This window comes from Amycolatopsis sp. WAC 04197 (genome assembly GCF_003947475.1).
GTDB lineage: Bacteria > Actinomycetota > Actinomycetes > Mycobacteriales > Pseudonocardiaceae > Amycolatopsis > Amycolatopsis japonica.
Genome location: NZ_QHJK01000001.1, coordinates 868,545 through 890,919, shown reverse-complemented (window position 1 = coordinate 890,919; position 22,375 = coordinate 868,545). Strand labels below are relative to the sequence as shown.

The window sequence follows — 22,375 nt, the reverse complement described above, 5'->3', positions numbered from 1 at the left end:
ATGACCGAACAGCAGCCGCAACAGCCGCAGCAGTGGTGGCAGCCCCCGGCGAATCCCGGCAATCAGCAGCAGGGCTGGCAACAGGAGGGCCAGGCGACCGGACCGCATGCCGGGCAGTGGCAGCAGAACGACGCGGGCGCCGCGAACACCGGCTCCTACACCGGGCAATGGCAGCAGCAGCCCGGCGTCACCGGCTCTTTTTCCGGGCCCTGGCAGCAAAGCGCACCCCCGGCGCAGGGCCCGGGGTGGCAGCAACCGCAGCAACCGCAGCAGCAGCCGATGCCGCAGCAGCAGGATTGGCAGGCACAGCAACAAAGTCCGGGCACTCCCCCGCAGGGTCAGTACGGCGGAGGGTTCCAGCCCGCGCAGCAGGCACAGCCGTCTCAGTACGGCGGGCTCGGTGCCTTCGGAGCGGAGCCCGCGAAGAAGCCCAAGGCTTCCAAGAAGACCTTGCTGATCGGCGGGATCGCGGCGGCCGTCGTGGTCGCGGGCGGCGTCGGAGCCTGGCTGCTCGGCGCCTTCGCCGGTGACACGCTCGATCAGAAATCGGTCCAGGACGGTGTCGTCCGCGTGCTCAACGAAAACTACGGGGAGCCGGACGTGAAGAACGTGAGCTGCCCGTCCGGCCAGCCGGTGGAGAACGGCGCCACGTTCGACTGCTCGATCGATCTTTCGGGACAGCAGAAGAAAGTCACCGTCCGGGTGCTGAACACCACCCCGGAATTCGAGGTCGGCGCGCCGCACTGACCGGTGCGGACACGGAAAAGCCGCGACGGCGACCGTCGCGGCTTTTCCTTCGACACAAACGAAACGGCGGGCTCGGCATCCGAAGATGCCTGCCCGCCGTTGCTCGTTGGAGCCGGGAGACTCAGAACAGGCCGGTGACGCCCTGCTCCGTGGCCTGGTAGCCGTCGGCCAGCTGCGGCAGCACGCCGGCGACCTGCGCGAGCAGCTGCTTGAGCTCCTCGAACTTGTTGTCCCACTCCTGCTGAGCGGCCATGTACGCGGTCTTCGCGTCACCGTCCCAGGTGTTGACCAGCGGGGCCAGGTCGCTCTTCAGCTGCCCGAAGAGGGACTCCAGCTCGCCACCGGTGGTCTTGCAGTCGTCGGCCGCCGCGTGGATCGTGGCGTAATCGACCTTCAACTCGCCCATGGGTTCCTCCAGTGATTAAGAATGGTCTTGGTTTGTACGGGGTGAAGCAAGATCAGCCGAGGACGCCGAAGCCCTTGTTGACCGAGTTGATGAGTTCCTGCTGCTGCTGCTCGGAAGCGTTGTACTTCGAGCCGGCCTGCTCGAGCAGGTCACCGATGTTCTGGAGGGCCTGGTTGAGCCCACGGCCCGCCTCGTCGAAGCGCTTCATCACGTTGTTGAACGCGATCGAGGCGTCACCGGTCCAGCCCGCGCGGGTGGCCTCGATGTTGTCGCGAAGCTTGCTCAGGTTCTGGTCCATCGAAACGCGGACCTCGGTCACGCGCTTCTCGGACTGAGTGAACTGCTCAACTGTCCCGGTAAATCCGCCAGCCATGGGAGCTACCCCCTTCGTTCGTGGTTTATCCGTACTCGGTGAAGTTCGTTTGGTACGGACCTACGACGGAGACACTGCCACGTCTGGTTCCCTCTTGTCGCTCGTTGGTTTCAAGTAGTTGCTTGCGTTAACGCTCCCGGCGGGAACCGCCCGCGGGAATCCGGCCCGCGCCCTGCGATTCACGCGGGAAAAAGGGCTTCCACCACGCGATTTAGCGAATGCACAGAGGCCGGTCAATCGCCGCGGCTCATGATTCGCGACTGCGAAAAGTCCTCGTCGTCGTCACCCACACGTGGCCGTCTGGCCACGGGTTCCGGCCGAAGGGGAACCAAATCCGCCGCCGGGGGCAACGCGGGAACGGGAAGACCGGCGCCCGCGCGGAACCGTTTCGCGGCGTTCCGGACGACGGCGGGCGTCGGCGCGGTCTCCCCGCCCGCGAGCCGTCCCTTGCCGAATTGCTTCGCGAGTTCGGCGTTCTCGCCCCGGCGGCGTTCGTAGCGCGCCTTGGCCGTACGGGCGACCTGCCGGGCATAGGTGACCGCGTCGCGTCCTGTGCGCGCGAAGTGCTCAGCGGCGGTCTCGGGTTCGGGTGGCATGAGCCTCCCCCTTCAGTTGACGACCACCATCGTTTTGACGACCTGCTCGCAGGCCGCGCTCACCCGTTGTTCGTGCGGTGAGCCGGTGCCGTACTGGCAACCGATGTGGACGCGGATCTTTCCCTGAGCGACGACGTACCAGTCGACGCGGGCACTCGGTTTGCTTTCGCGGTAGTAGATGACGGACTTGCCGGCGTATTCCGCGGCGCCGTTGAAGCCGCTGTACTTGTCCGGCTCCAGCCGTGCCAGGCCGCCGAGTTCGTCGACGAGCTTCTGTCTGTCGGCCGTCGCGTCGTAGTCCATCACGTTCTCTTGGGCGACCACGAGGTCGTCACCGGTGAGGGAGTCGCTCGGGTGGATCACCACCTGACGTTTGGCGACGCGGTCGTCGGTCTGCGTCCAGTCCGGCGGCGCGATGAAGCGGTAGTCGTACTGGGCGAGCGTCCGGCCCTCCGGCTCGGCCTCGCCGTTGTTGACCGCGAAGAGGACGCCGCCGGCGATCGCCGCCACGACCACCACGGCCGCGGCGATGATCCAAGGCGTCTTCTTGTTCTTCCCGCCGCGCTCGGCGGGCTTGGTCTCACGAGCTTGCTCACCCGGCCGCCACTGCGGCAGGGGCGCCACCCCCTGCTGTCCCATGGGCGGCGATGGCGGCCCCTGCTGCCGCGTCGCGTTTAGCGGGCTAAACGCGCTCTGCGGGGGTGGGCCGGGAGGGAACGGGGGACGCGGGGCCTCGGGACGCCGGTCGGCGGGAGCGGGGACAGGCGCGGGGGCACCGCCGACCCGGGAGACCGCGGAGCCCGCCAGCGAACCCGTCCGGTCCGGGTCGATCAGCACGGCCCGCAGCGCGCCGCGGGCGACCACGGTCTCCGGCTGGTCCAGCGTGGTGGGGACGACCCCGGTCCGCTCGTGCACCAGCCGGGACACCATCGGGATCCGGCTCGACCCGCCCACGAGGAAGATCGCCGTCAGTTGCTTCGGGCGCAGCCCGGAATCGCCGATCGCGGCCACGGTCAGTTCGACCGCGCGCCCGAGCGGCCCCGCGATGAGCCGCTCGAGGTCCTCCCGGGTCACATGCGCGTCGGCGAACGGCGGCGGCATCGGGACGTCGGTGTACGCGTGCCGCGACAGCGTCTCCTTCGCGCCGCGCACATCCTGCCGCAGCACGCGGCGCCGTCGCCTGTCCGTGAGTTCGCGGCCCTCGACGAGCTTCCGCCATTCCGGCGGATCGACGGACGACACCAGCGAACCCACATGCTCCAGGAGCGCCTGATCGACGTCCGCTCCCCCGAAGCTCGGATCCCCCCGGGTGGCCAGCACCTGGAACCCGGCGCGTTTAGCGGGCGAACTGCGATCCGCCGGGCTGCCGGGCATGCGCTGCACCACGGAGACGTCGACGGTGCCGCCACCCAGATCCAGGACCGCCAGAGCGTCTCCCGGACGGCCGCTGAACTCGACGGTGCGCTCGGAGTTGAGGTCGGCCGGGGCGAACGTCGCGGCGTGATAGACCGCCGCGGCGACCGGCTCCGGCACGAGCGCGACCTGGCGCGCGAGCCCGCCCGCGGCCTGCCGGAGCAGCCGGGTCCGGGTCGCGCCCCAATCCGCGGGATGGGTCAGGACGAGCAGTTCGACCTCGGCGTCACCGGCGAGCCGCCGCGCCTCGGTCACCGCGCGCTTCAGCACGGCGTGGACGACGTCGGTCACGCGCAGGACGTTGTCGCCCAGCAGCAGGTCGCCTTCGTCGATCCGGCGCTTCGGATTCGGCTCGTAGCGCGACGGGTCCACCGCCGCCTGCCGTTCCGCCTCCTGGCCGACGAACAGCGTCCCGTCCGGCGCGGCGTAGACCGCCGACGACATCAAGGGCTGCCCGTCCACCACGACGACCTGCGGCTCGCGGCCGTTGATCGAAGCGACTACGCAGGTGCTCGATGTCCCGAAGTCCACCGCAACCCGCACTGTCACAAGCCACTCCCGCAGATCGTCGTCGTCACCCCACGCCCGGCCCTTCCCTCACCTGGTTCCGCGGGAGGTCAGTCCGGCTGGATCCACGAGACCTGCATGAGCTGCTTGCCGTGCTTCCTGGTGACGAGGTTTCCTCGTCCCGGCGGCATCTGGCTCGGCTTCACGTTGGCGACCAGGTTGCCCTCGTCCCGCGAGCCGTTCATGACCATACCGGGCGCCGCGATCTCCCTGAGCTTGCCGAGGATCGGGTCGAACATCGCCCGGCTAGCGCCACCACTGCGGCGCACGACGACGATGTGCAGACCGACGTCCTTCGCCTGCGCGAGGAACTCGGCGAGCGGCTTCAGCGGGTTGCTCGTCTGCGTGGCGACCAGGTCGTAGTCGTCGACGATGACGAACAGCTCCGGACCGGTCCACCAAGATCGCGTCTTCAGCTGCTCCTGCGTGACGTCCGGCCCGGGGAGTCGCCGGGTCATCGACCCGTGGACGTCCTTGACCATGCTCTCCAGCTGCGCGGCGGACACCGCGTAGCCGAGCAGCTGGTCTCCGCCGATGAAGCCGAGCATCGTGCGCCGGTAGTCGACGAGGATGATGACCGCTTCCTGCGTCGTGTACCGCTCGGTGATACCCCTGGTGATCTGGCGCAGCAGGTTCGTCTTGCCCGACTCGCCGTCCGCGAACGCGTAGAAGTGCGAATCGGCGGCGAAGTCGAGGTAGATCGGCTGGAGGTCTTCCTCGTTGACACCGATCGGCACCAGCTTCGTGTTGCGCTTGGAGTCGATGGCCAGGACCTCGTCGTAGGTGACCATCTCCGGCAGCAGGCGGACCTGCGGCGCCGGGCGGCCCTTCCACGCGGCCTTGATCTTCGCGACCGCGTCGGCGACGCCGGCGGCGACGTCGTCCGGGTTGCTCGATCCGTCGATCCGCGGCAGACCGGTCAGCAGGTGGAGCTTGTCCCTGGTGAGACCGCGGCCGGGGCGGCCTGCCGGGACGTTCACCGCGACCCGGCGGTCGATGTCCGACTCGCTCGGGTCACCGAGGCGGAGCTCGAACCGGGTACCGATCATGTCCTTGATCGCCGGGCGGATGTCCGCCCACCGGTTCGCCGCGATGATGACGTGCACGCCGTAGGAAAGACCCTGGGTGGCGAGCTTGGTGATCGAGGTCTCCAGCTCGTCGAAGTCGTCCCGCAGGGCCTTCCAGTTGTCGACGATCAGGAACGCGTCACCGAAGGCGTCTTCCTCGGGCTTGATCTCGCCCCGCCGCTTGCGGTTGCGGAACTCGTTCATCGAGTCGATGCCCATGGCACCGAACCGGCCTTCCCGCTCGGTGAGCAGGGTGGTCAGCTCGGCCACGATCCGGCGGGCCTTGTCCGGCTCGCGCCGCGCGACCGCGACGCCACCGACGTGTGGCAGGCCCTGGAGACCGGCCAACGTACCGCCACCGAGGTCGAGTGCGTAGAACTGCGCTTCCTCGGGGGTGTGGGTCAGCGCCATCGACATGATCAGCGTCCGGAGCATGGTCGACTTGCCGGACTGCGGGCCGCCGACGATCACACCGTGCCCGGCGCCACCGGAGAAGTCGGCCCACAGCAGGTCACGACGCTGCTCGTACGGGCGGTCGACGATGCCCATCGGCACCTGCAGCCGTCCGTTGCCGAAGAACCCGACCGGGGAAAGACCGCGGTCGTCGGTGGGGTTCAGGTTCGGGAGCAGGGTGTCGAGCGAGTTCGGCTCCTTGAGCGGCGGCAGCCAGACCTCGTGCGCGGGCGGGCCCTGGCCGATCAGCCGGGACACGATCACGTCGAGCTCGCTGGGCTCGACGGCCTCCTCCGACTTGGCCTCTTCCACCGGCGCGGCCTCGATCTGCTGTGGCTCCGGTTCCTTCGGCAGTTCGACGAAGTCCGGGACGAACAGCTGCGGGCGTTTGTCCGCGCGGACCACGGTCGCGACCGGGCCGGCGGCCTTGATCCCCGCGGGCCGGTACGGGCCTGAGACGTACGAGGCCTTGAAGCGGACCAGCGTCGAGGTGTCGTACTTGAGGTAACCGCCACCGGGAACGGACGGCAGCTCGAACGCGTCGGGCACGCCGATCGCGGCACGGGATTCCGCGGCGGAGAAGGTCTTCAGACCGATGCGGTAGGAAAGGTGCGAGTCGAGACCGCGCAGCTTGCCCTCTTCGAGTCGCTGCGACGCGAGGAGCATGTGCATCTGCAGCGACCGGCCCAGACGGCCGATGGCGACGAACAGGTCGATGAAGTCCGGCTTCGCGGCCAGAAGTTCGGAGAACTCATCACAGACGATGAAGAGCGCGGGCAGCGGGTCGAGGTCGGCGCCGTTCTCGCGGGCCTTCTCGTACTCCCAGACGTTCTTGAAGTTACCGCCGTTCTTCAGCGCTTCCTGGCGCCGGTTCATCTCGCCGGCCAGCGCGTCCTTCATGCGGTCGACCAGCGTGACTTCGTCCGCGAGGTTGGTGATGACCGCGGAAACGTGCGGAGCGGCGTCCAGACCGAGGAACGTCGCACCACCCTTGAAGTCGACGAGGACGAAGTTCAGCGTGCTCGACGAATGCGTGGCGAGCATGCCGAGCACCAGGGTGCGGAGGAACTCCGACTTACCGGAACCGGTCGCCCCGATGCACAGGCCGTGCGGGCCCATGCCCTCCATCGCGGCTTCCTTGATGTCCAGCTCGACCGGCTGGCCGTACTCGCCGACGCCGAACGGGACTCGGTAGCGGTCTCGCACCGGGCGCGGCCGCCAGGCCTGCTGGACGTCGAAGGTCATCGGGTCGCCGGGGATGCCCAGCAGTTCGAGCAGACCGGGGTTGGACAGCAGCGGCTCTTCCTCGGCGGCGTCCTGCGCGGCGGTGCCGACGCGGTACGGGGCGAGGAGCCGGGCCAGCGCTTCGGCCTCGACCACGCTGAGCGTGTCCGGACGGCCGAACCATTCGACGCCGCCGGCGCTGCGCGCGCCGAGCCGGTCTTCCTCGACGACCAGCCGCAGACCACGACGGGCCGCGAGGTTGCCGATGGAGTCGGAAAGGTCGATCAGGGTGACGCCGACCAGACCCTCTTCGAGGATGATCTGCTCTTCGCGGGTGACCTCGGCGTCGTCGACGATGATGACGATGTGCGGCTGATCCGGGGCGGGCGTCGCGTTGCGCGAGAACCGCTGGCGGTCACGGAGTTCTTCGTCGAGCCACTGCTCGATCTGCGCGAGGGAGCCCGCCATCATCCGCAGCTGGCCGATACCGTCGGCGAGCGCCGGGTGCTGGGCGTGCGGCAGCCACTTCGCCCACTCCCACTCCTCCTTGGCACGGCCCGCCGTCGCGACCGCGATGAGGACGTCGTCGGGGCTGTGGAAGGTGACCAGCTGGGCCAGCATCGCCCGGGTGAGGCCGCGGGTCAGACCGCGGTCGCCCTGCATGCTGACCGCGGCGAACCCGCGGAGGGTGATCTGGGTCGGCAGATCCGGGACGATCGAGTGCGCGCGGACGAAGCGGCGCAGGGCGAGCGTGGCGATCGGCTCCAGCTCGTCGACCGGGCCGGTCTGCGGCGGCACGAGCCGCGTCGCGAGGCGGTGCGAGCTGCGGCCGACGCGAAGGTGGAGGAAGTCCTGGTCGTTCTGGCGGCGTTCCCACATGCGGCGGCTCGCGGCCAGCGACCACAGGGTCTGCGGGTCGGGGTGGACCCATTCGAGCGCGGCGCGCTGGTCGACCATGGCCTCGCGGGCCCTGTCGCGCATCTGGCCGAGGTAGCGCAGGTAGTCCTTGCGGTCCTCGTCCATCTCGGCCTTTTTGGCGCCGCCGCCCTTGCCCGCGCCGCCGGCCATCATGCCGACGGTGCTGAGCACCATCATGCCGCCCATCATCATCATCATGGGATTGCGTCCACCCGTGGTGAACATGAAGACCATCATCCCGAGGGAAGCGACGATCATCACCGCGGGGAGCAGCTTCATGACGATGTTGCCCGGGATGGTGCGGGGCACCTCAGGCGGCGGTTCGAGATGCACCTCGCCGCCCGGCGGCCGCGGCGCCGCCAGGCGCGGTGACTTCTTGAACTGCAGCGTGCTCATCGAAGGACCCCTCTTCAAACTCGACGATGGCGGCCACCGTTGGTGCGCGTACGGGTGCGCGAGACAACCTATCGAACGTGGCCGGTGAAATCCGGACAACGCCGAGAACGGCCCCGACCGGGACCATACGCATTCCGGGAGTGTAGGGCTCCGGCCGCGCCGACGTGCGTTTAGCGGCCTAACTGCGATCCGGCCGCCCACCCGCCCGACGTGCGTTTAGCCCCCTAATCGCGATCCGGCCCGCCCGGACCCCCGACGTGCGTTTCGCCCCCTAAACGCGATCCGGTGGTCGGGGCTCCCAGATGCCGGGGCTCCGGCGCGTGACGTTTAGCCCGCTAAAGTCGACGCGCCGGCAGCCGGGAGCGGGCTTCGGAGGTCGCCTCTCCTACTTTTGCCGGTCTTTTTCCGACAGTCGATGATGTGGGCACCCGGGTTCGGTATAGGTTCCCCCGGGAGCAGACTCTCAGGGCAGGGGGAAGGCAGTGGCAACGGGCACGACGGTATTCAGCAGGGTGACGGTGGTCGCGCCACGCACCCGGATCGACGTGGCTTTGCCGGCTGACGTCGCGGTGGCGGACCTGCTGCCCATGCTGTTGGAGATGGCGAAGGAGGCGACGCCGGACGGCGGCGCCCGCCACGGCGGCTGGGCGCTGGCGAAGCTGGGCGACGCGCCACTCGACCCGAGCCGGACCCTCGCGTCCCTCGGCGTCGTCGACGGCGAACTGCTGCAGCTGCGCAAGCGCAACGAGAACCCGCCGCCCCCGCTCTACGACGACGTCGTCGACGCGATCGCCGAATCCTCCCCGGACAGCTTCCGTCCGTGGACCAAGGAGACGGCGCGCCGCTTCGGGCACGTCGCGGGCGGCCTGGCGCTGTTCTTCGCCGCCCTCGCGCTCTTCACCAGCGGCTCTTTCTACGGCGGCAACGCACTCGCCGCCGCGATCGCGGGCGGTGTCGGCGCGATCGCGTGCGTCGCGATCGGCGCGACACTGGCCAAGGCCTACAAGGCCGAGGCGACCGGTGTGCTGATCGCCGCGGCGGGCGGTCTGCCGCTGGCGTTCGTCAGCGGTTTCTACATCGTGCCGGGGCTGTCCCTGTGGGCGAACCTGCTGCTCGCGAGCACTCTCGTGATCATCGTGGCGGCGGTCTGCATCCTCGTCATCGGACACGGGATCACCACCTTCATCGCGGCCGCGACGACGGCCACGATCGCGGCGCTGACGTTCCTGGCCGCGACGCTCATCGACACCCCGATCGCCGGGATCGCCGCCGGCGCCACCGCGTTCTCGCTGGCCTGCATCTCGATCCTGCCGCGCGCGACGATCAAGCTCGCCGCCCTCCCGACGCCGCACGTTCCCGGCAGCGCCGAAGAGCTGAAGGAAGACTCGGGCTTCCCGGACTACCGCGCCATCGAACGCCGCACCGCGGTCGCCCACGAGTACATGACCGGTCTGCTGACCGGTTGCGGCGCGGCCACGGCACTGTTCGCGATCATCGCCTCAACCTCTCCGACGGTCTTCGGCCCGATCCTCGGCGTGGTCGCCACGCTGGTCCTGCTCCTCAGGGCGCGGGCGTACGCGAACGGCGCGCAGGCGATCGCCCTGCTGACCACCGGCATGGTGTCCGGCGCGGGCATCCTGCTCGGCTGGATGTGGTCGGCGAGCCCGCTGAACCGCGTTCTGTTCGTGTTCGGCGCGCTGCTGCTGATCGGCGCCGGCGCGCTCGTGGTCGGCGTGATCTTCCCGAACCAGCGCTTCTCGCCGCCGCTGCGGCGGACCGTGGAGATCTTCGAGGCCGTCTTCATCGCGACGGTGCTGCCGCTGGCGCTCGGTGTCATGGATCTCTACACGACGCTGCGCCACCTCAACTTCAAGTGACGACCCGATCGGATGATGCTCTGATGGCCGTAGCGCGGAAGTCAAGGGGGACGCGCGTCCGCCACCTCGGCCTCGCCGGACGTACCGGAACGGTGCTGCTGGCGGCCGGTATCGGTGTTCTCTCGCCGGCGTCGGTGGCTCTTCCCGCGTGGGCGCAGCAAAGCAGCGTCGCGCCGGACGCCGGTGGCTACTACGCGACCCCGCCGCCGGTGAACACGTCCGAGAGGCCGGCCGACACAGGCAAGCCGGACAAGACCTACGAGAAGAAGACCGAGTGCGTCCAGCGCAGCAAACTCGGCGGCGACCAGGTCGACATCAAGAATCGGCCCTGGGGCCAGCAGTACCTGCAGATCGAACGGGTGCACCAGTTGATGCGCGGTGCCGGGAAGTCGTCGGTCGGCGGGGGCATCAAGGTCGCCGTGATCGACACCGGCGTCTCCGCGCACCCGTACTTCGGAGGTCGTGTCGAATCGGGTGGTGACTACGTCGCCACTCCCGGCGGCGGCAAGGCGCCGGGGCTCGAAGACTGCGACGGTCACGGCACTGAGGTGGCGGGGATCATCGCCGCGAACCCGCCCGACGCGAGCATCGGGTTCCGGGGGGTCGCGCCGGATGCCACGATCCTGTCGATCCGGCAGTCCAGCCAGAACTACGAGGAGGCTGAGAAGAAGTCGGAGCCGCCTGCCTCGTCCAACTCTGCTCCGCCTTCATCGTCGAACAATCCGGGTTCGCAGCTTCCACCGTCCTCACAGGGGAACGGCGCCGTCGGCGGAACCGCGCCGGGCCAGGACAAAGGCGGACGACAGCAGGGACAAGGCAAGACCGCGGGCACGCTGACAACGCTCGCACAGGCCGTGGTCCGGGCCGTCGATCAAAAATCCAAAGTCATCAACATGTCGGTCGACAACTGTCGCCCGGCCACCGGAAGCATCACCCCGGGCGAGGTGGAGCTTCAGGCGGCGGTCAACTACGCCGTCGAGCAGAACGTGGTCGTCGTCGCGGCGGCAGGCAACGTCGGCGACAAGTGCCCGCAGAACGATCAGCCGGACCCCAAGTCCCCCAAGACGATCGTCACGCCGCCCTGGTTCGCCGAAGACGTGCTGTCGGTCGCGGCGATCGACGAGACCGGCGGTGTCGCGAATTTCAGTGTCAATGGGCCGTGGGTCAGTGTCGCCGCTCCGGGCACCAAGATCATTTCCTTGGACCCCGCGGAGGGCTCCAGCAGCCTGGCCAACCTGACCATCGAAGGCAACGGGCAGCCCGGTGAGATCCAGGGGACCAGCTTCGCTGCCCCGTACGTCGCAGGTGTGGCCGCACTTGTGCGCCAGAAGTTCCCGGACCTGAATGCCCGCCAAGTGATGACCCGGATCAAGGAGACGGCGCAGCACCCCGCAGCGCCGGGCGGCCGGGACAACTTCGTCGGCTTCGGCGTCATCGACCCGATCGCGGCGCTGACGGCGATCGTGCCGTCGGAGGCGGACAAGGCCAAGCCGGTTCAGCTGCCCGCGAATCTGCCGCCCGCGAACGACCGTGACCCCGCCCCGATGATCGTCGCGCTCGCCGGAACCGGCGGGGGCCTGGTGGCGCTGCTCGTCACCCTGTTCGTGGTGCACTCGGTCCGCCGCAACCGGCCTGCCGCCTCACCAGGCCGCAAAACCCCGTAGCACGTGCGTTTCGCGGGCTAACCGCGATCCGGGCTCGCCTTCGACCGGCCCAGATCGCGGTTAGCCCGCGAAAGTCGCTCTGGCCCCTGGGGCTCCTACTTGGCGGGCTTGGGCTTCGGGGCGGGCTTCGGCGGGGTCTCGTCCTCGCCGATCACGGGCGGGACGACCTGACCGGGCTCACCGACCACATCGGACGGTTTCGAAGCGGGCCGCGTCTTGGACTGGTGGGCCGTCTGGCCTCCACCGCCCATGCCGCCCATCCCCATCATGGGCGCCATCCCCATCGGCATCATCGCCGAACCGGCACCGGCCACACCCGATCCCTGCGCCGGCGCGGCCTGAACGTGCGCGACCTCCGGGATCAGCGCCTGCCCTTGCTCGATCAACGGTTCCTGCGATCCGGTCTGCCTGCCCTCGGCCGCGGACGGCGACGTCGACTGCTCATCGGACGCCGTACCGGAATCGGCCTCGACGGAGGCATTCTCCTGAACCGGCGCACCCGGCGCCTCGGAATCGTCGTGGAGCTTGAATTCGTCCTGCGGGTACCGGTGAGTGATCTCGATACTCCGCGAGCTGGCGTCAGGGTCGTCGACGCCGTCACAGAACCGCACAAAGCCCTCAAGGACGTTACGAGCGGCCTCGAAGAGCGCCTTGGCCGACTCCTGCGCCTCCTCCAACTGCGTTCGCGCCCGCCGGACACCGCCGACCGGCAGCATCGCGGTCTCGGAGGTCAGTTCGGCCGTGTCGACGAGCACCTCGACGAGGTCGGTCAGGATGCGTCGGATCGACAGCACCAGTTCGTCGAGCGAACTCGCCAGCGTCGTGAGGGCGTCTTCGACGTCAGAGCCCGCGGCGTGGATGTCCACGATGTACGCGACGAACGCGTCGGCGTCCTTGCCGGACCACCCGGCGTCGAGACGCCCGAGGTCCTCGGACAGCTCCTTCGAAACATTGCCCGCGGTCTTCGCCGCCTTTCGCAGGAGGTCGGCCTCGTTCTTCAAGTCCTCCCAGCGCCCCACCAACGGGGTCAGGTAGGTCTCGACCGGATCGATCAGCCCCAGATGGCCGGACAGCTCCGAAACGAAGGCGAGATGCGGTACCGCGGCCTCGACCAGCTCCTCCCCGCCCGAGCCCGTCGCGTTTAGCGGGCTAAACGCGCTCGGGGCCGGCTCGGGGGCAGCCGGGCGTACGGCGGCCGCCATCGGGTGCGGGATGGAATCCGTCGGGTTCTCCGATTCGGCGATCATGCGGTTCAGAGCTCCACGGCGCGGTTGATCATCTGCGCTGCCTCGTCGTCGTGCCCGGCATGCCGCGCGGTCACGGTGTGCAGGGCCTCGGACGCCGACCTCAGTGCGGCCGCGCCCTCCACCAGCTGACGCCGGATGGCCTCGGCCGCACGCCCATAGGACGCGCCGAGACCCAATTCCTCCCCCAGCGTGCCGTGGGATTCGACGGTGACGCCCTCACCGGTCACCTCCGCGGCCGCCAGGTCGAGCTCTCCGGCGGCCGCGTCCACCCGCTTCGCATAGTCACCGACGACGTTGCCGTCGATCTTCAGGCCGGCCACTGCACCCTCCACTCACCCGATACCGCTCGGGCGTTGAGACGCTCGCGCCGTCCGGCGGGTTCCCGTGATCAGTTACCGGCCGGAGCCTGCTGCGACTGCGTGGCGACCGAACCGGCCCTGTCGTCGATCGGCACCGTGTCGAACGTACGGAGCACGTCCTGCGTGTTCAACGAAGCGCCGGTGGGCAGGATCCTGACGATGGACTCAGGGGCCGGAACCCGCTTGTTGAGCCCGATCGAATCCGCGGTCACGGCGTCAGGGACGCCATAACGGATCCCGCGATCGGAGATCAGCTGGATGGGTCCCTTGTCGAAGGTCTCCTTGCCGGTCGCCGACTGGACGACGGCCGCGAAACCGGGCTCCATGTAGAAGCTGTTGATCGGCGCGCCGACCGGACCGGGGGTGCCGATCTTGACGCCGGGCGCGGATCCGTCGGCGTTCCTGCCCTTCGGCAGCTTGTCGTCGACGAACACCGCCGTGTGCCCGTCCCGGCTGCTGCCTTCGCCCGCGATGGACCAGCTCAGGCAGGAGACCCGCGAACCCTGGGTCGCGTCGAGCACCGTCGGCACGGTCTGCGGGTAGGCGTCGAGCTCGACGACCTGGGAGACACGCGTGAGGTTGCGGATCTTGCCCAGCGGCACGGACATGACCGACGTGCTGCCGTCGTTCTTCCCGGTCTGGACGATGTCGGCGACCGCCGGGGAGATGGCCTGGATTCCTTCCTTCGTGATGAGGTAGAAGTCCTTCCGCCCCTCGGCCTGCTCCGTCGAGAAGACGTCGCCGACCCTCATATCGTCGATCTCGTAGTTGGGCCGCTCGCCCTTGCCCGGGACGTCCGGGAGCTTCAGCTCCGGCACCTCGGGGATCGCGTCCAGCAGGCCCTGGGAAATACCGCGCGGCCGATCGGACAGCTTCAGCGCGGACCGGACGGCGTTCGCGTCGGGCTTGATCTCGGCCTTGACGGCGTTCGCGTTGCGGGCGTTGGGGTCCGGCGTCTGCCGGTAGATCAGGTACTCCCGGCCGTTGGCGCCCTTGGCCAGCAACGCCTCGTTCTGGCCGAGTTCACGGTTCCCGAGCTGCTTCACACCCGCGTAGACGGTCGTTTCCGTTTTCGAGAGGTCCGGCTGGGGCACCGACTCGTCGTACTTGACCTCGTCGCAGACGCCCCATTCCGGGGTGACGCGCTGCGAGTCCGTCGGCATCAGCTGAGGGCCGTTGGGAATACCCATGAGCTGGCCGCGGGGAATGTTCTTCAGCTGTTCATCCGAAACGACTGTGGGGTTCTTCACTTCGGAGGCCTGCGTGGGCCCGGAAGGCTTGCCCCCCGACTGCTGCGCCCCTTGTTTCGACTGCGCGATGATCAGCAGCCGCGCGGAGGCGAGGTTGAAGGTCGGAATCAGCTTCTTCGGGTTCCCGGCGACGACGTACACCGTTCCCGACTGTTCGCCGATGACGATGTTGCCCGCGTCCGGCACGGAGGGCTTCGGATTCAGCAGGCCCCAGATGACGAAGACCAGGACGCCCAGCGCGGCCAGCACGACACCCACGATGGTGGCCCGCGTGTGCGTGCGCATGGGGTCGTGGAGCATGACGGCGTCGCGACGGACCAGCGCGGATTGCATCCGTCGCAGAACGAACTGATAAGCCTGAACTTGAGACTTAGTAGTCGGTGTTGATGGCATTCTCGACCTACAGTCCTCCCCGTCGCGGTACGGTTCCGCAGGATAGCCGTACGGGGACCGTCTGGTGTGGGGTTTCTACCAACTCCAGCTAGTGTCAAGTTCCTCGGGACCGGCTTTCCGGGTACGCAGCAAGCACGAGGGGAAGAGAAAGCGCGGATGTCCGTCACCACTCCTCCACGTCCGCCCGGCCCTCCGGGGTCTCAACCTCCTGGTCGTCCGCCGGGGCCGCCGCCAAGGCCCAGCAGACCGGGTGGTCCGGGCGGCCCGGCCGGAGGCCCGGGAGGTCCCGGTGTTCCTCGCGGTCCCGGGGGCCCAGGCGGCCCTGGAGGTCCTGGCGGCCCGCAGGGTCCCGGCGGCCCCGGTGGGCCGGGAGGCCCCAAGGGACCCGGTGGCCCCGGCGGACCTGGTGGTCCGGGAGGCCCCGGTGGGCCAGGCGGCCCGGGCGGTCCTCCGTCCGGCGGCCCCGGCCCGCAGTCCGGTCCCCCGCCTGCTCCTGCGGTGCGGATCGCCGCGCCCGCGCGGCGCCGGACCGGTGGGATCAACCTCGGCCCGCTGCCCGTGGCGAACCTGGTCGTGCTCGAACTCGGGCTCGCGGTCGGTCTCGTCCTCCTCGCGATCGACATGAAGCTGAAGTACATCGCGATCGGCGTGCTCGGATTCGCGATCATCGTCGCGTTCCTGCGCTGGGGCGGCCGCTGGTTCACCCAATGGGCTGGACTCACGATGCGGTACATGTTCCGTTCGCACGATCGTGTGGCGAATCCGCTTCCGCCGAGCAGCATCGAATCGCTCGCCGCCGAAGAGGACGCCGTCACCGGCCCCGACGACGCCCGGGTGAACCTGCTTCGTCTCGCCGTTCCCGATCTCGTCGTCGCGCACGGCGTGGACCACGAACGCCAGCAGGTCGGCATCGCGTGGAACGACGGCACGTGGACCGCGGTCCTGCTCGTCGAACCCGCGCCCGCGCTGATCACCCAGGCGGGTGGAGCGCCGAGCCTTCCGCTGTCCGCGCTCGCGCCGTGCCTCGAAGACCGCGGCGTGGTCCTCGACTCGATCCAGATGATCTGGCACTGCTACCCGGGCAGCGCCGCGCTTCCGTCGGACTCGCCCGCCCTCAGCTCCTACATGGAGGTGCTCGGCCCGCTTCCCGCGGCCGCGCGGCGGACGACGTGGGTCGCCATCCGGCTGGACCCGCGCCGGTGCCCGGCCGCCATCCGCGAACGCGGCGGCGGCGTCGTCGGTGCGCACCGCGCGCTGATCGGCGCGCTGTCGCGAGTGCGCAACGCCTTGGAATCACAGGGCGTGCCGACCCGGCCGCTCGACCCGGACGAGTTGCTGCGGTCCAGCATTTCGGCCGCGGAACTGACCGCGGTCGCCGGTTCGCAGGGGAAGGTCGGTCTGCAGGAACGCTGGACCGGCGTCACCGCGGCAGGCATCGGGCACGCGAGCTACGCGATCACCAGCTGGCCGAAGGGCAAGATCAGCGGCAGCCTGAACGCGTTGACCAGTGTCCGCGCGCTGTCGGCGACGGTCGCGATGTCGATCTCGCCGTCCTCGGACGAGGGCAAGATCGGCCTGCGCGGAATCGTTCGCCTGAGTGCGCGCAACCCGCGTGAACTGGACGCGGCCGACCAGCGGCTGCAGGGCATCTCGGACCGGCTGGGTGTGACGCTGACGCCGCTGCGCGGCCTGCAGATCTCCGGGTTCTCCGCGACTTTGCCGATCGGAGGCACCGCATGAGCACCCGCATGCGCGACGCAGGCCAGAGCGCCGGTGTCGCCCCGGAATTCACCGTCGACCCGGCGATGCTCGACGCGATCAGCCCATCCGGTGACCGCGGCGGGATCGTCCTCGGCTCCGGTCTCAAGGGTGAGCCGCTGACGATCTCCGCGCTGCGCTCGACACCGACCCGGATCGTGCTGGTCGGTGGCCTCTACCTGGCTCGCCAGGTGGCGTTGCGGGCGATGGCGGTCGGGGCGTGGGTCGTCGTGGCGACCGGACGTCCGGCCGCGTGGCAGGTGCTCCCCCAGGCCGCGGGGAACCAGCCCAACGGCAGGCCTTCGCCGCTGGTGCAGATCCGGCGGCTGTCGCCGGTGGATCTCCCGCGTCCGTCCGAGGACGCGCCGCTGCTGGTGGTGACCGACGGCGGCCCGACGCCGCAGGATCTGTTCCCGCCGCGGTCGCCGTGGCAGACGACGGTGTACGTGCTGCCGTACCTGCACCCGCAGGCCGGGGCGACCGCGAACGCGGCCGACCTGGTCCTGATGCAGCGGCTCCCGCCGGGCCAGGCCGAACTGGCGGCCCGCATCTGGCGGCTCCCGCCCCAGATGATGAAGCAGCTCACGACGCTCAAGGACGACCAGGTGGTCGCGCTGGGCCGCAACCTGTGGCGTCCTCTTCGCCTGGTCACCACCGCGAAAGAGCAGCAGATCCTGGGCCCTGTGCGCCGAGGCGACTAACCCCGCCCCGCGTCGACTTTAGCGGGCTAATCGCGCTCCAAGGGGGCACTGTCCATTTCGGACGGTGCCCCCTTTGCGTGCCGCCACGTCGCGTTTTGCCCCCTAAACGCGATCCGAGGCGTGGGGTTTGCGAGTCAAGGGGCAATCGCGTCGACTGTGGATAAGTCGGGGCTTGTGGATAAGTCGGCCGGAAATGGCGGTGATGGCGTCGGGTTGTCGGTCTTATCGGTCACCGTGTCGACATGACCAAACCCTTCGATTCATCTCATCTCCCCGATGTCTTCCGCGGCTCGGAAGCGCGCAAGGCGGGTCTCATCACGGCCAGCCAGTTACGCGGCTCGAGCGTCCGACGGCTGTTTCAGGACGTCTACACGCGCGCCGGCGTCGAGGTCACCCACGAGCTGCGCTGCCGAGGCGCCGCGCTACTGGCACCGCCAGAAGCAGTCCTGACCGGGCGATCAGCCGCGACCGTTCACGGCGTCGAGCTGGCCAACCCCAACGACCCCGTCGAGATGATCGTGCCGGAGAAGAATCGCTTCGGCCCGATCGTCGGCATCAAAGTTCGGCGGACCGAGGTCAAACCCGAAGAATCGAGACCCTGGAACGGCATCCGCATCGCACGGAAACGCCGAATAGCGCTGGATCTCCTGCTTCGGCTTTCTCCGCGCAAATCCAGCTGGACGCGAAGACTCCGTATCGGCGTCCCGGATCTTGACCAGTTCATGAGGGCGAACAACCTGACCGATCTGCACCTCAACGGCGAGTTCTACGGTCGTCGCAATAGAGGAATTCGCTTGGCCAGGCATGCTTTACGCCTGTCCGACCCTCGCGCGGAATCGCATCCGGAATCGGAGCTCCGCATCGTGCTCGCAGCCGGTGGCATCACGGCGACACCTCAGGTCGAGGTCAAATCCCGAACCGGCCGTTTCCTCGCTCGTCTTGATCTCGCGGACGAGAAGTTCCGGGTCGCCATCGAGTACGACGGCCGATGGCACAACACCCCGAGGGAGCAATCCTATGACCGCAAACGCCGAAGACGTGTGGAAGCCGAGGGATGGCGATTCGTCATCGCCACCGCGGAGGACCTGGCGAACGACTTCAAAGGCATTGTCGACGCCGTCTGGCAGGCCCGCCGCGGCGCGTTTAGCCCGCGAAAGGCGCCGTGTCCGGATCAGGAGGGGGTGCGCATGGCGCGTGTTTGATCGGCACGCGCGGCGAGTTCGGCATCTGGTGGGTAGTCGACGGCCATCAACGTCAGGCCGTGCGCGGGAGCGACGGCGCTGTCGCGCGTCCGGCTCTCCAAGACGTCACCCGGCCAATCGAGCGGACGCCGGCCGTCACCGACCAAGAGCAGAGCCCCCACCAGACTGCGCACCATCGAGTGGCAGAACGCATCGGCGGAGACCTCGACCTCGACCGCGTGCGGCCCGGTCCGCCGCCACACGAGCCGCTGCAGCTCGCGAATGGTCGTCCCGCCTTCACGCTGCTTGCAGAACGCGGCGAAATCCTGGAGCCCCAAGAGAGCCTCCGACGCCTCATTCATCGCGTCGACGGAAAGCGGCCGCCCCCAGGCCAAAGTGTCGTGACGCCGCAACGGATCCACGCCCCACGGCGCGTCCGAAACGCGGTACAGATAATGGCGCCGCACGGCCGAGAACCGCGCGTCGAACCCGGGTGCCGCCACCCGGGCATCCAGCACCCGCACGTCTCCCGGCAGGTACCGATTCCAGCGGTGCCGCATCCGCCCCAGGTCGGGGATGCCCTGCTCGTCCAGTTCCAGACGGCCGGAGCGCGTTTTGCCCGCTAAAGGCGACGCGTCGACGTGGACCACCTGGCCGGCAGCGTGCACACCGGCATCGGTGCGGCCGGCGACGACGACGGACTTCGGGACCGAGGCCCCTGGGGGCTGCTTCGCGAGCGCCTCTTCGAGGACTCCCTGCACCGTGCGCCGTCCGGGCTGCCGCGCCCAGCCGGAGAAATCGGTGCCGTCGTAAGAGATGTCCAGACGCAGACGAACGAGCCCGCCCTCCGCAGTGGGAGTGGCGGGCTCGTCCGGGGTGTTCGGTGCCGTCAGGACGTCAGTCCTTCTTGCTGTCCGCGTCCGCGGCGGGGGCCTCAGCGGCCTCGTCGGCGGCGGGAGCCTCGGTGGCCTCCGGAGCCTCGGTGGCGGCCGTGTCGGCAGCCTCAGTGGCCTCGGTGGTCTCCTCGGCGGCCGGAGCGGCAGCCTTCGGCTCGTCCTTGGCGAACTTCGTCTTGCGCGCGGCCTCGGCCTCGGCGGTGACGGTCTTCTCGGCCACCAGCTCGATGACGGCCATGGGGGCGTTGTCGCCCTTGCGCGCCATCGTCTTGGTGATCCGGGTGTAGCCACCCGGGCGCTCCGCGAAGAACGGACCGATCTCGGCGATCAGCTTGTGCACGACGTCCTTGTCGCGCACGATGCGCTGGATCTGACGACGGTTGTGCAGGTCGCCCCGCTTCGCCTTCGTGATCAGCTTCTCGGCCAGCGGGCGCACCCGCCGGGCCTTCGCCTCGGTCGTCGTGATCTTGCCGTGCTCGAACAGCTGAGTGGCCAGGTTGGCCAGGATCAGCCGTTCGTGCGCGGGCGACCCGCCGAGACGGGGTCCCTTTGTGGGGGTGGGCATCGGTTCTCCTCGTTCAGCTCACAGCTGAAGGCCGGCGCTCCCCCACCCGACCGGTGAGGGAGCCGTAGCTGGCCTTACAGCTGCTCCGTCTCTGCGTAGTCCTGGCCATCGTCGTGGCCGTTGTCCGAAATTCCGTCCGTGATGCTGTCGACGCCCTCGGACCAGCCTTCACCGTCGTAGCTGGCCGCGGCCGCAGTCGGGTCGAACCCGGGCGGGCTGTCCTTCAGTGCGAGGCCGAGACCGACGAGCTTGAGCTTGACCTCGTCGATCGACTTCGCACCGAAGTTGCGGATGTCCAGCAGGTCGGCCTCGCTGCGCGAGACCAGTTCGCCGACGGTGTGGATGCCCTCGCGCTTGAGGCAGTTGTACGACCGGACGGTGAGGTCCAGGTCCTCGATCGGCATCGCGTAGGCGGCGATGGTGTCCGCCTCCTGCGGCGACGGGCCGATCTCGATGCCTTCGGCGTCGACGTTCAGCTCGCGCGCGAGACCGAACAGCTCCACCAGCGTCTTACCGGCCGACGCGACAGCGTCCCGCGGCGTGATCGACGGCTTCGTCTCCACGTCCAGGATCAGCTTGTCGAAGTCGGTGCGCTGCTCGACACGGGTCGCCTCGACCTTGTAGGTCACCTTCAGCACCGGGGAGTAGATGGAGTCGACCGGGATCCGGCCGATCTCCGCGCCCGCCTGCTTGTTCTGCAGGGCCGGAACGTAACCGCGGCCGCGCTCGACGACGAGCTCGATCTCGAGCTTGCCCTTGCCGTTCAGCGACGCGATGTGCAGATCCGGGTTGTGCACGGTGACACCGGCCGGGGGGACGATGTCGGCGGCGGTGACCTCACCGGGGCCCTGCTTGCGCAGGTACATGGTGACCGGCTCGTCCTCTTCCGAGGAGACCACGAGCTCCTTGAGGTTCAGGATGATGTCGGTGACGTCTTCCTTCACCCCGGGAACGGTGGTGAACTCGTGCAGCACGCCGTCGATGCGGATGCTCGTCACGGCCGCGCCCGGAATGGACGACAGCAGCGTGCGCCGCAGCGAGTTGCCGAGCGTGTAGCCGAAGCCGGGCTCCAGCGGTTCGATGGTGAACCGGGAGCGGGTCTCGTTGACCGTCTCTTCGCCGAGAGCCGGTCGCTGGGAAATCAGCATCTTTCCTAATTCCTTTCCAAACGGCGCCCGCCATATGACACCGAAAGGGATGGCGAAGCGGCGGCGCACTCCGGGCGCCGCCGCCCGTGCCCACATCGGGCCGGGGAAACCCCGGCCCGATGATGGATCACTTCGAGTAGAGCTCGACGATCAGCTGTTCCTGGACCGGAACATCGATCTGAGCGCGCTCCGGGAGCTGGTGGACCAGCACGCGGAGGTTGGACGGAACGACCTGGAGCCACGCGGGAACGGGACGCTCGCCGAACGACTCCTTGGCCGCGACGAAGGGCAGCATCGCGAACGACTTCGGCCGCACGTCGATGATGTCCCACTTCGTGACCTGGTAGGACGGGACGTTGACCTTGACGCCGTTGACCAGGAAGTGGCCGTGGCTCACCAGCTGACGCGCCTGACGGCGGGTGCGGGCGATGCCGGCGCGGTAGATCACGTTGTCCAGCCGGGACTCGAGGATCTGCAGCAGGTTCTCACCGGTCTTACCGGGACGCCGGACGGCTTCCTTGTAGTACCGGACGAACTGACGCTCGAGAACGCCGTAGGTGTAGCGAGCCTTCTGCTTCTCCTGCGACTGCAGGAGGTACTCGGACTCCTTGATGCGCCCGCGGCCGTGCTGGCCCGGCGGGTAGGGGCGACGCTCGAAAGCCTGGTCGCCGCCGATGAGGTCAACCTTGAGGCGACGCGAAATACGCGTCGCGGGGCCGGTGTAACGAGCCATTTCTTCTTACTCCTCCCCGTTCCTCAGACCCGGCGCCGCTTGGGCGGGCGGCAGCCGTTGTGAGGCTGCGGGGTCACGTCCTGGATGGTGCCGACCTCGAGGCCGGCCGCCTGCAGCGAGCGGATCGCCGTCTCGCGACCCGAACCCGGGCCCTTCACGAAGACGTCGACCTTCTTCATGCCGTGCTCGGCAGCCTTGCGGGCGGCGTTCTCGGCGGCCATCTGCGCGGCGAACGGGGTCGACTTACGCGAGCCCTTGAAGCCCACGTGACCACTCGACGCCCACGCGATCACGGCACCGGTCGGGTCCGTGATCGAGACGATGGTGTTGTTGAAGGTGCTCTTGATGTGCGCGTGACCGTGCGCGACATTCTTCTTTTCCTTACGGCGGACCTTCTTGGCCCCCGCCGCAGTACGAGACTTCGGTGGCATGTTCTGAGGGTT

General features: G+C 68.7%; 19 protein-coding genes. 6 read left to right on the top strand and 13 right to left on the bottom strand.

The features are described from left to right. A complete protein-coding gene (locus DMC64_RS04485) occupies positions 1-747 on the top strand; it encodes a DUF4333 domain-containing protein (protein ID WP_037332650.1) in 747 nt (248 codons plus the stop codon). A gap of 121 nt (positions 748-868) precedes the next feature. Here the strand turns inward: DMC64_RS04485 and DMC64_RS04480 are convergent, their stop codons facing one another. The 5 genes from DMC64_RS04480 to DMC64_RS04460 all read right to left on the bottom strand — a co-directional run bounded on the left by DMC64_RS04480 (position 869) and on the right by DMC64_RS04460 (position 8,160). After that, positions 869-1,153 carry a WXG100 family type VII secretion target gene (locus DMC64_RS04480; protein WP_037332651.1) on the bottom strand — a complete coding sequence of 95 codons (285 nt, stop codon included), beginning with the start codon at positions 1,151-1,153 and terminating at the stop codon, positions 869-871. Positions 1,154-1,205: 52 nt separating this feature from the next. Beyond that, positions 1,206-1,526: a WXG100 family type VII secretion target gene (locus DMC64_RS04475; protein WP_081975678.1), complete on the bottom strand. Its 321-nt coding sequence runs from the start codon at positions 1,524-1,526 to the stop codon at positions 1,206-1,208. Between the two features lie 233 nt (positions 1,527-1,759). Continuing rightward, on the bottom strand, positions 1,760-2,122 hold the full coding sequence (locus tag DMC64_RS04470; protein WP_125732177.1) for a hypothetical protein: 363 nt from the start codon (positions 2,120-2,122) through the stop codon (positions 1,760-1,762). A 12-nt stretch (positions 2,123-2,134) separates the two neighbouring features. Continuing rightward, on the bottom strand, positions 2,135-4,084 hold the full coding sequence (locus DMC64_RS04465) for a type VII secretion-associated protein (RefSeq protein ID WP_199754873.1): 1,950 nt from the start codon (positions 4,082-4,084) through the stop codon (positions 2,135-2,137). Positions 4,085-4,152: 68 nt separating this feature from the next. Continuing rightward, positions 4,153-8,160, bottom strand: a complete 4,008-nt coding sequence (locus DMC64_RS04460; protein ID WP_037332658.1) for a type VII secretion protein EccC — start codon at positions 8,158-8,160, stop codon at positions 4,153-4,155. Positions 8,161-8,672: 512 nt separating this feature from the next. On the opposite strand from DMC64_RS04460, the gene eccD reads away from it, so the two are divergent. Both eccD and mycP read left to right on the top strand, forming a co-directional pair. Then, positions 8,673-10,037: a type VII secretion integral membrane protein EccD gene (eccD, locus tag DMC64_RS04455; protein WP_081975679.1), complete on the top strand. Its 1,365-nt coding sequence runs from the start codon at positions 8,673-8,675 to the stop codon at positions 10,035-10,037. Between the two features lie 23 nt (positions 10,038-10,060). Further along, positions 10,061-11,701: a type VII secretion-associated serine protease mycosin gene (mycP, locus tag DMC64_RS04450; RefSeq protein WP_125732175.1), complete on the top strand. Its 1,641-nt coding sequence runs from the start codon at positions 10,061-10,063 to the stop codon at positions 11,699-11,701. A gap of 95 nt (positions 11,702-11,796) precedes the next feature. On the opposite strand, the gene DMC64_RS04445 is transcribed toward mycP, so the two are convergent. From DMC64_RS04445 to eccB, 3 genes are all read right to left on the bottom strand, one after another. Further along, on the bottom strand, positions 11,797-12,948 hold the full coding sequence (locus DMC64_RS04445) for a WXG100 family type VII secretion target (RefSeq protein ID WP_125732173.1): 1,152 nt from the start codon (positions 12,946-12,948) through the stop codon (positions 11,797-11,799). A 5-nt stretch (positions 12,949-12,953) separates the two neighbouring features. Continuing rightward, positions 12,954-13,268: a hypothetical protein gene (locus tag DMC64_RS04440; RefSeq protein ID WP_037332667.1), complete on the bottom strand. Its 315-nt coding sequence runs from the start codon at positions 13,266-13,268 to the stop codon at positions 12,954-12,956. Positions 13,269-13,336: 68 nt separating this feature from the next. Further along, positions 13,337-14,950 (bottom strand): type VII secretion protein EccB, encoded by a 1,614-nt coding sequence (gene eccB, locus DMC64_RS04435; RefSeq protein ID WP_081975680.1) that lies wholly within the window; start codon positions 14,948-14,950, stop codon positions 13,337-13,339. 558 nt (positions 14,951-15,508) lie between these two features. Between eccB and eccE the strand changes: the two genes are divergently transcribed. The 3 genes from eccE (at position 15,509) to DMC64_RS04415 (ending at position 18,611) form a co-directional block, all read left to right on the top strand. Continuing rightward, complete coding sequence (gene eccE, locus DMC64_RS04425; RefSeq protein WP_037335877.1) at positions 15,509-16,690, top strand: type VII secretion protein EccE; 1,182 nt, start codon at positions 15,509-15,511, stop codon at positions 16,688-16,690. Beyond that, the gene (locus DMC64_RS04420) at positions 16,687-17,409 is read left to right on the top strand and encodes a hypothetical protein (RefSeq protein ID WP_007031058.1); all 723 of its coding nucleotides are present in this window, start codon (positions 16,687-16,689) and stop codon (positions 17,407-17,409) included. Before eccE ends, DMC64_RS04420 begins: the two co-directional genes overlap by 4 nt. A 242-nt stretch (positions 17,410-17,651) precedes the next feature. Continuing rightward, positions 17,652-18,611 (top strand): endonuclease domain-containing protein, encoded by a 960-nt coding sequence (locus DMC64_RS04415; RefSeq protein ID WP_125732171.1) that lies wholly within the window; start codon positions 17,652-17,654, stop codon positions 18,609-18,611. Here the strand turns inward: DMC64_RS04415 and truA are convergent. The 5 genes from truA to rpsK all read right to left on the bottom strand — a co-directional run bounded on the left by truA (position 18,581) and on the right by rpsK (position 22,363). Beyond that, on the bottom strand, positions 18,581-19,414 hold the full coding sequence (truA, locus tag DMC64_RS04410; protein ID WP_125732849.1) for a tRNA pseudouridine(38-40) synthase TruA: 834 nt from the start codon (positions 19,412-19,414) through the stop codon (positions 18,581-18,583). The two genes, DMC64_RS04415 and truA, sit on opposite strands and share 31 nt — an antisense overlap. Before the next feature lie 73 nt (positions 19,415-19,487). Beyond that, positions 19,488-20,051 (bottom strand): 50S ribosomal protein L17, encoded by a 564-nt coding sequence (rplQ, locus tag DMC64_RS04405; RefSeq protein ID WP_038519813.1) that lies wholly within the window; start codon positions 20,049-20,051, stop codon positions 19,488-19,490. Positions 20,052-20,125: 74 nt separating this feature from the next. Next, positions 20,126-21,199 carry a DNA-directed RNA polymerase subunit alpha gene (locus tag DMC64_RS04400; protein ID WP_005166811.1) on the bottom strand — a complete coding sequence of 358 codons (1,074 nt, stop codon included), beginning with the start codon at positions 21,197-21,199 and terminating at the stop codon, positions 20,126-20,128. Between the two features lie 127 nt (positions 21,200-21,326). Continuing rightward, entirely contained in the window at positions 21,327-21,932 is a 606-nt protein-coding gene (gene rpsD / locus DMC64_RS04395) for a 30S ribosomal protein S4 (RefSeq protein ID WP_007031054.1), read from the bottom strand. A 23-nt stretch (positions 21,933-21,955) separates the two neighbouring features. Next, entirely contained in the window at positions 21,956-22,363 is a 408-nt protein-coding gene (gene rpsK / locus DMC64_RS04390; RefSeq protein ID WP_004558885.1) for a 30S ribosomal protein S11, read from the bottom strand. Positions 22,364-22,375 lie beyond the last annotated feature (12 nt).

Excerpts from the sequence above, each read along its gene's own strand:
- DMC64_RS04480 (WP_037332651.1), bottom strand. The coding sequence starts at position 1,153 with ATGGGCGAGTTGAAGGTCGATTACGCCACGATCCACGCGGCGGCCGAC.
- DMC64_RS04475 (WP_081975678.1), bottom strand. The coding sequence starts at position 1,526 with ATGGCTGGCGGATTTACCGGGACAGTTGAGCAGTTCACTCAGTCCGAG.
- DMC64_RS04420 (WP_007031058.1), top strand. The coding sequence starts at position 16,687 with ATGAGCACCCGCATGCGCGACGCAGGCCAGAGCGCCGGTGTCGCCCCG.
- DMC64_RS04470 (WP_125732177.1), bottom strand. The coding sequence starts at position 2,122 with ATGCCACCCGAACCCGAGACCGCCGCTGAGCACTTCGCGCGCACAGGA.
- DMC64_RS04460 (WP_037332658.1), bottom strand. The coding sequence starts at position 8,160 with ATGAGCACGCTGCAGTTCAAGAAGTCACCGCGCCTGGCGGCGCCGCGG.
- DMC64_RS04445 (WP_125732173.1), bottom strand. The coding sequence starts at position 12,948 with ATGATCGCCGAATCGGAGAACCCGACGGATTCCATCCCGCACCCGATG.
- rplQ (WP_038519813.1), bottom strand. The coding sequence starts at position 20,051 with ATGCCCACCCCCACAAAGGGACCCCGTCTCGGCGGGTCGCCCGCGCAC.
- mycP (WP_125732175.1), top strand. The coding sequence starts at position 10,061 with ATGGCCGTAGCGCGGAAGTCAAGGGGGACGCGCGTCCGCCACCTCGGC.
- DMC64_RS04415 (WP_125732171.1), top strand. The coding sequence starts at position 17,652 with ATGACCAAACCCTTCGATTCATCTCATCTCCCCGATGTCTTCCGCGGC.
- eccB (WP_081975680.1), bottom strand. The coding sequence starts at position 14,950 with ATGCCATCAACACCGACTACTAAGTCTCAAGTTCAGGCTTATCAGTTC.
- DMC64_RS04485 (WP_037332650.1), top strand. The coding sequence starts at position 1 with ATGACCGAACAGCAGCCGCAACAGCCGCAGCAGTGGTGGCAGCCCCCG.
- rpsK (WP_004558885.1), bottom strand. The coding sequence starts at position 22,363 with ATGCCACCGAAGTCTCGTACTGCGGCGGGGGCCAAGAAGGTCCGCCGT.
- DMC64_RS04400 (WP_005166811.1), bottom strand. The coding sequence starts at position 21,199 with ATGCTGATTTCCCAGCGACCGGCTCTCGGCGAAGAGACGGTCAACGAG.
- rpsD (WP_007031054.1), bottom strand. The coding sequence starts at position 21,932 with ATGGCTCGTTACACCGGCCCCGCGACGCGTATTTCGCGTCGCCTCAAG.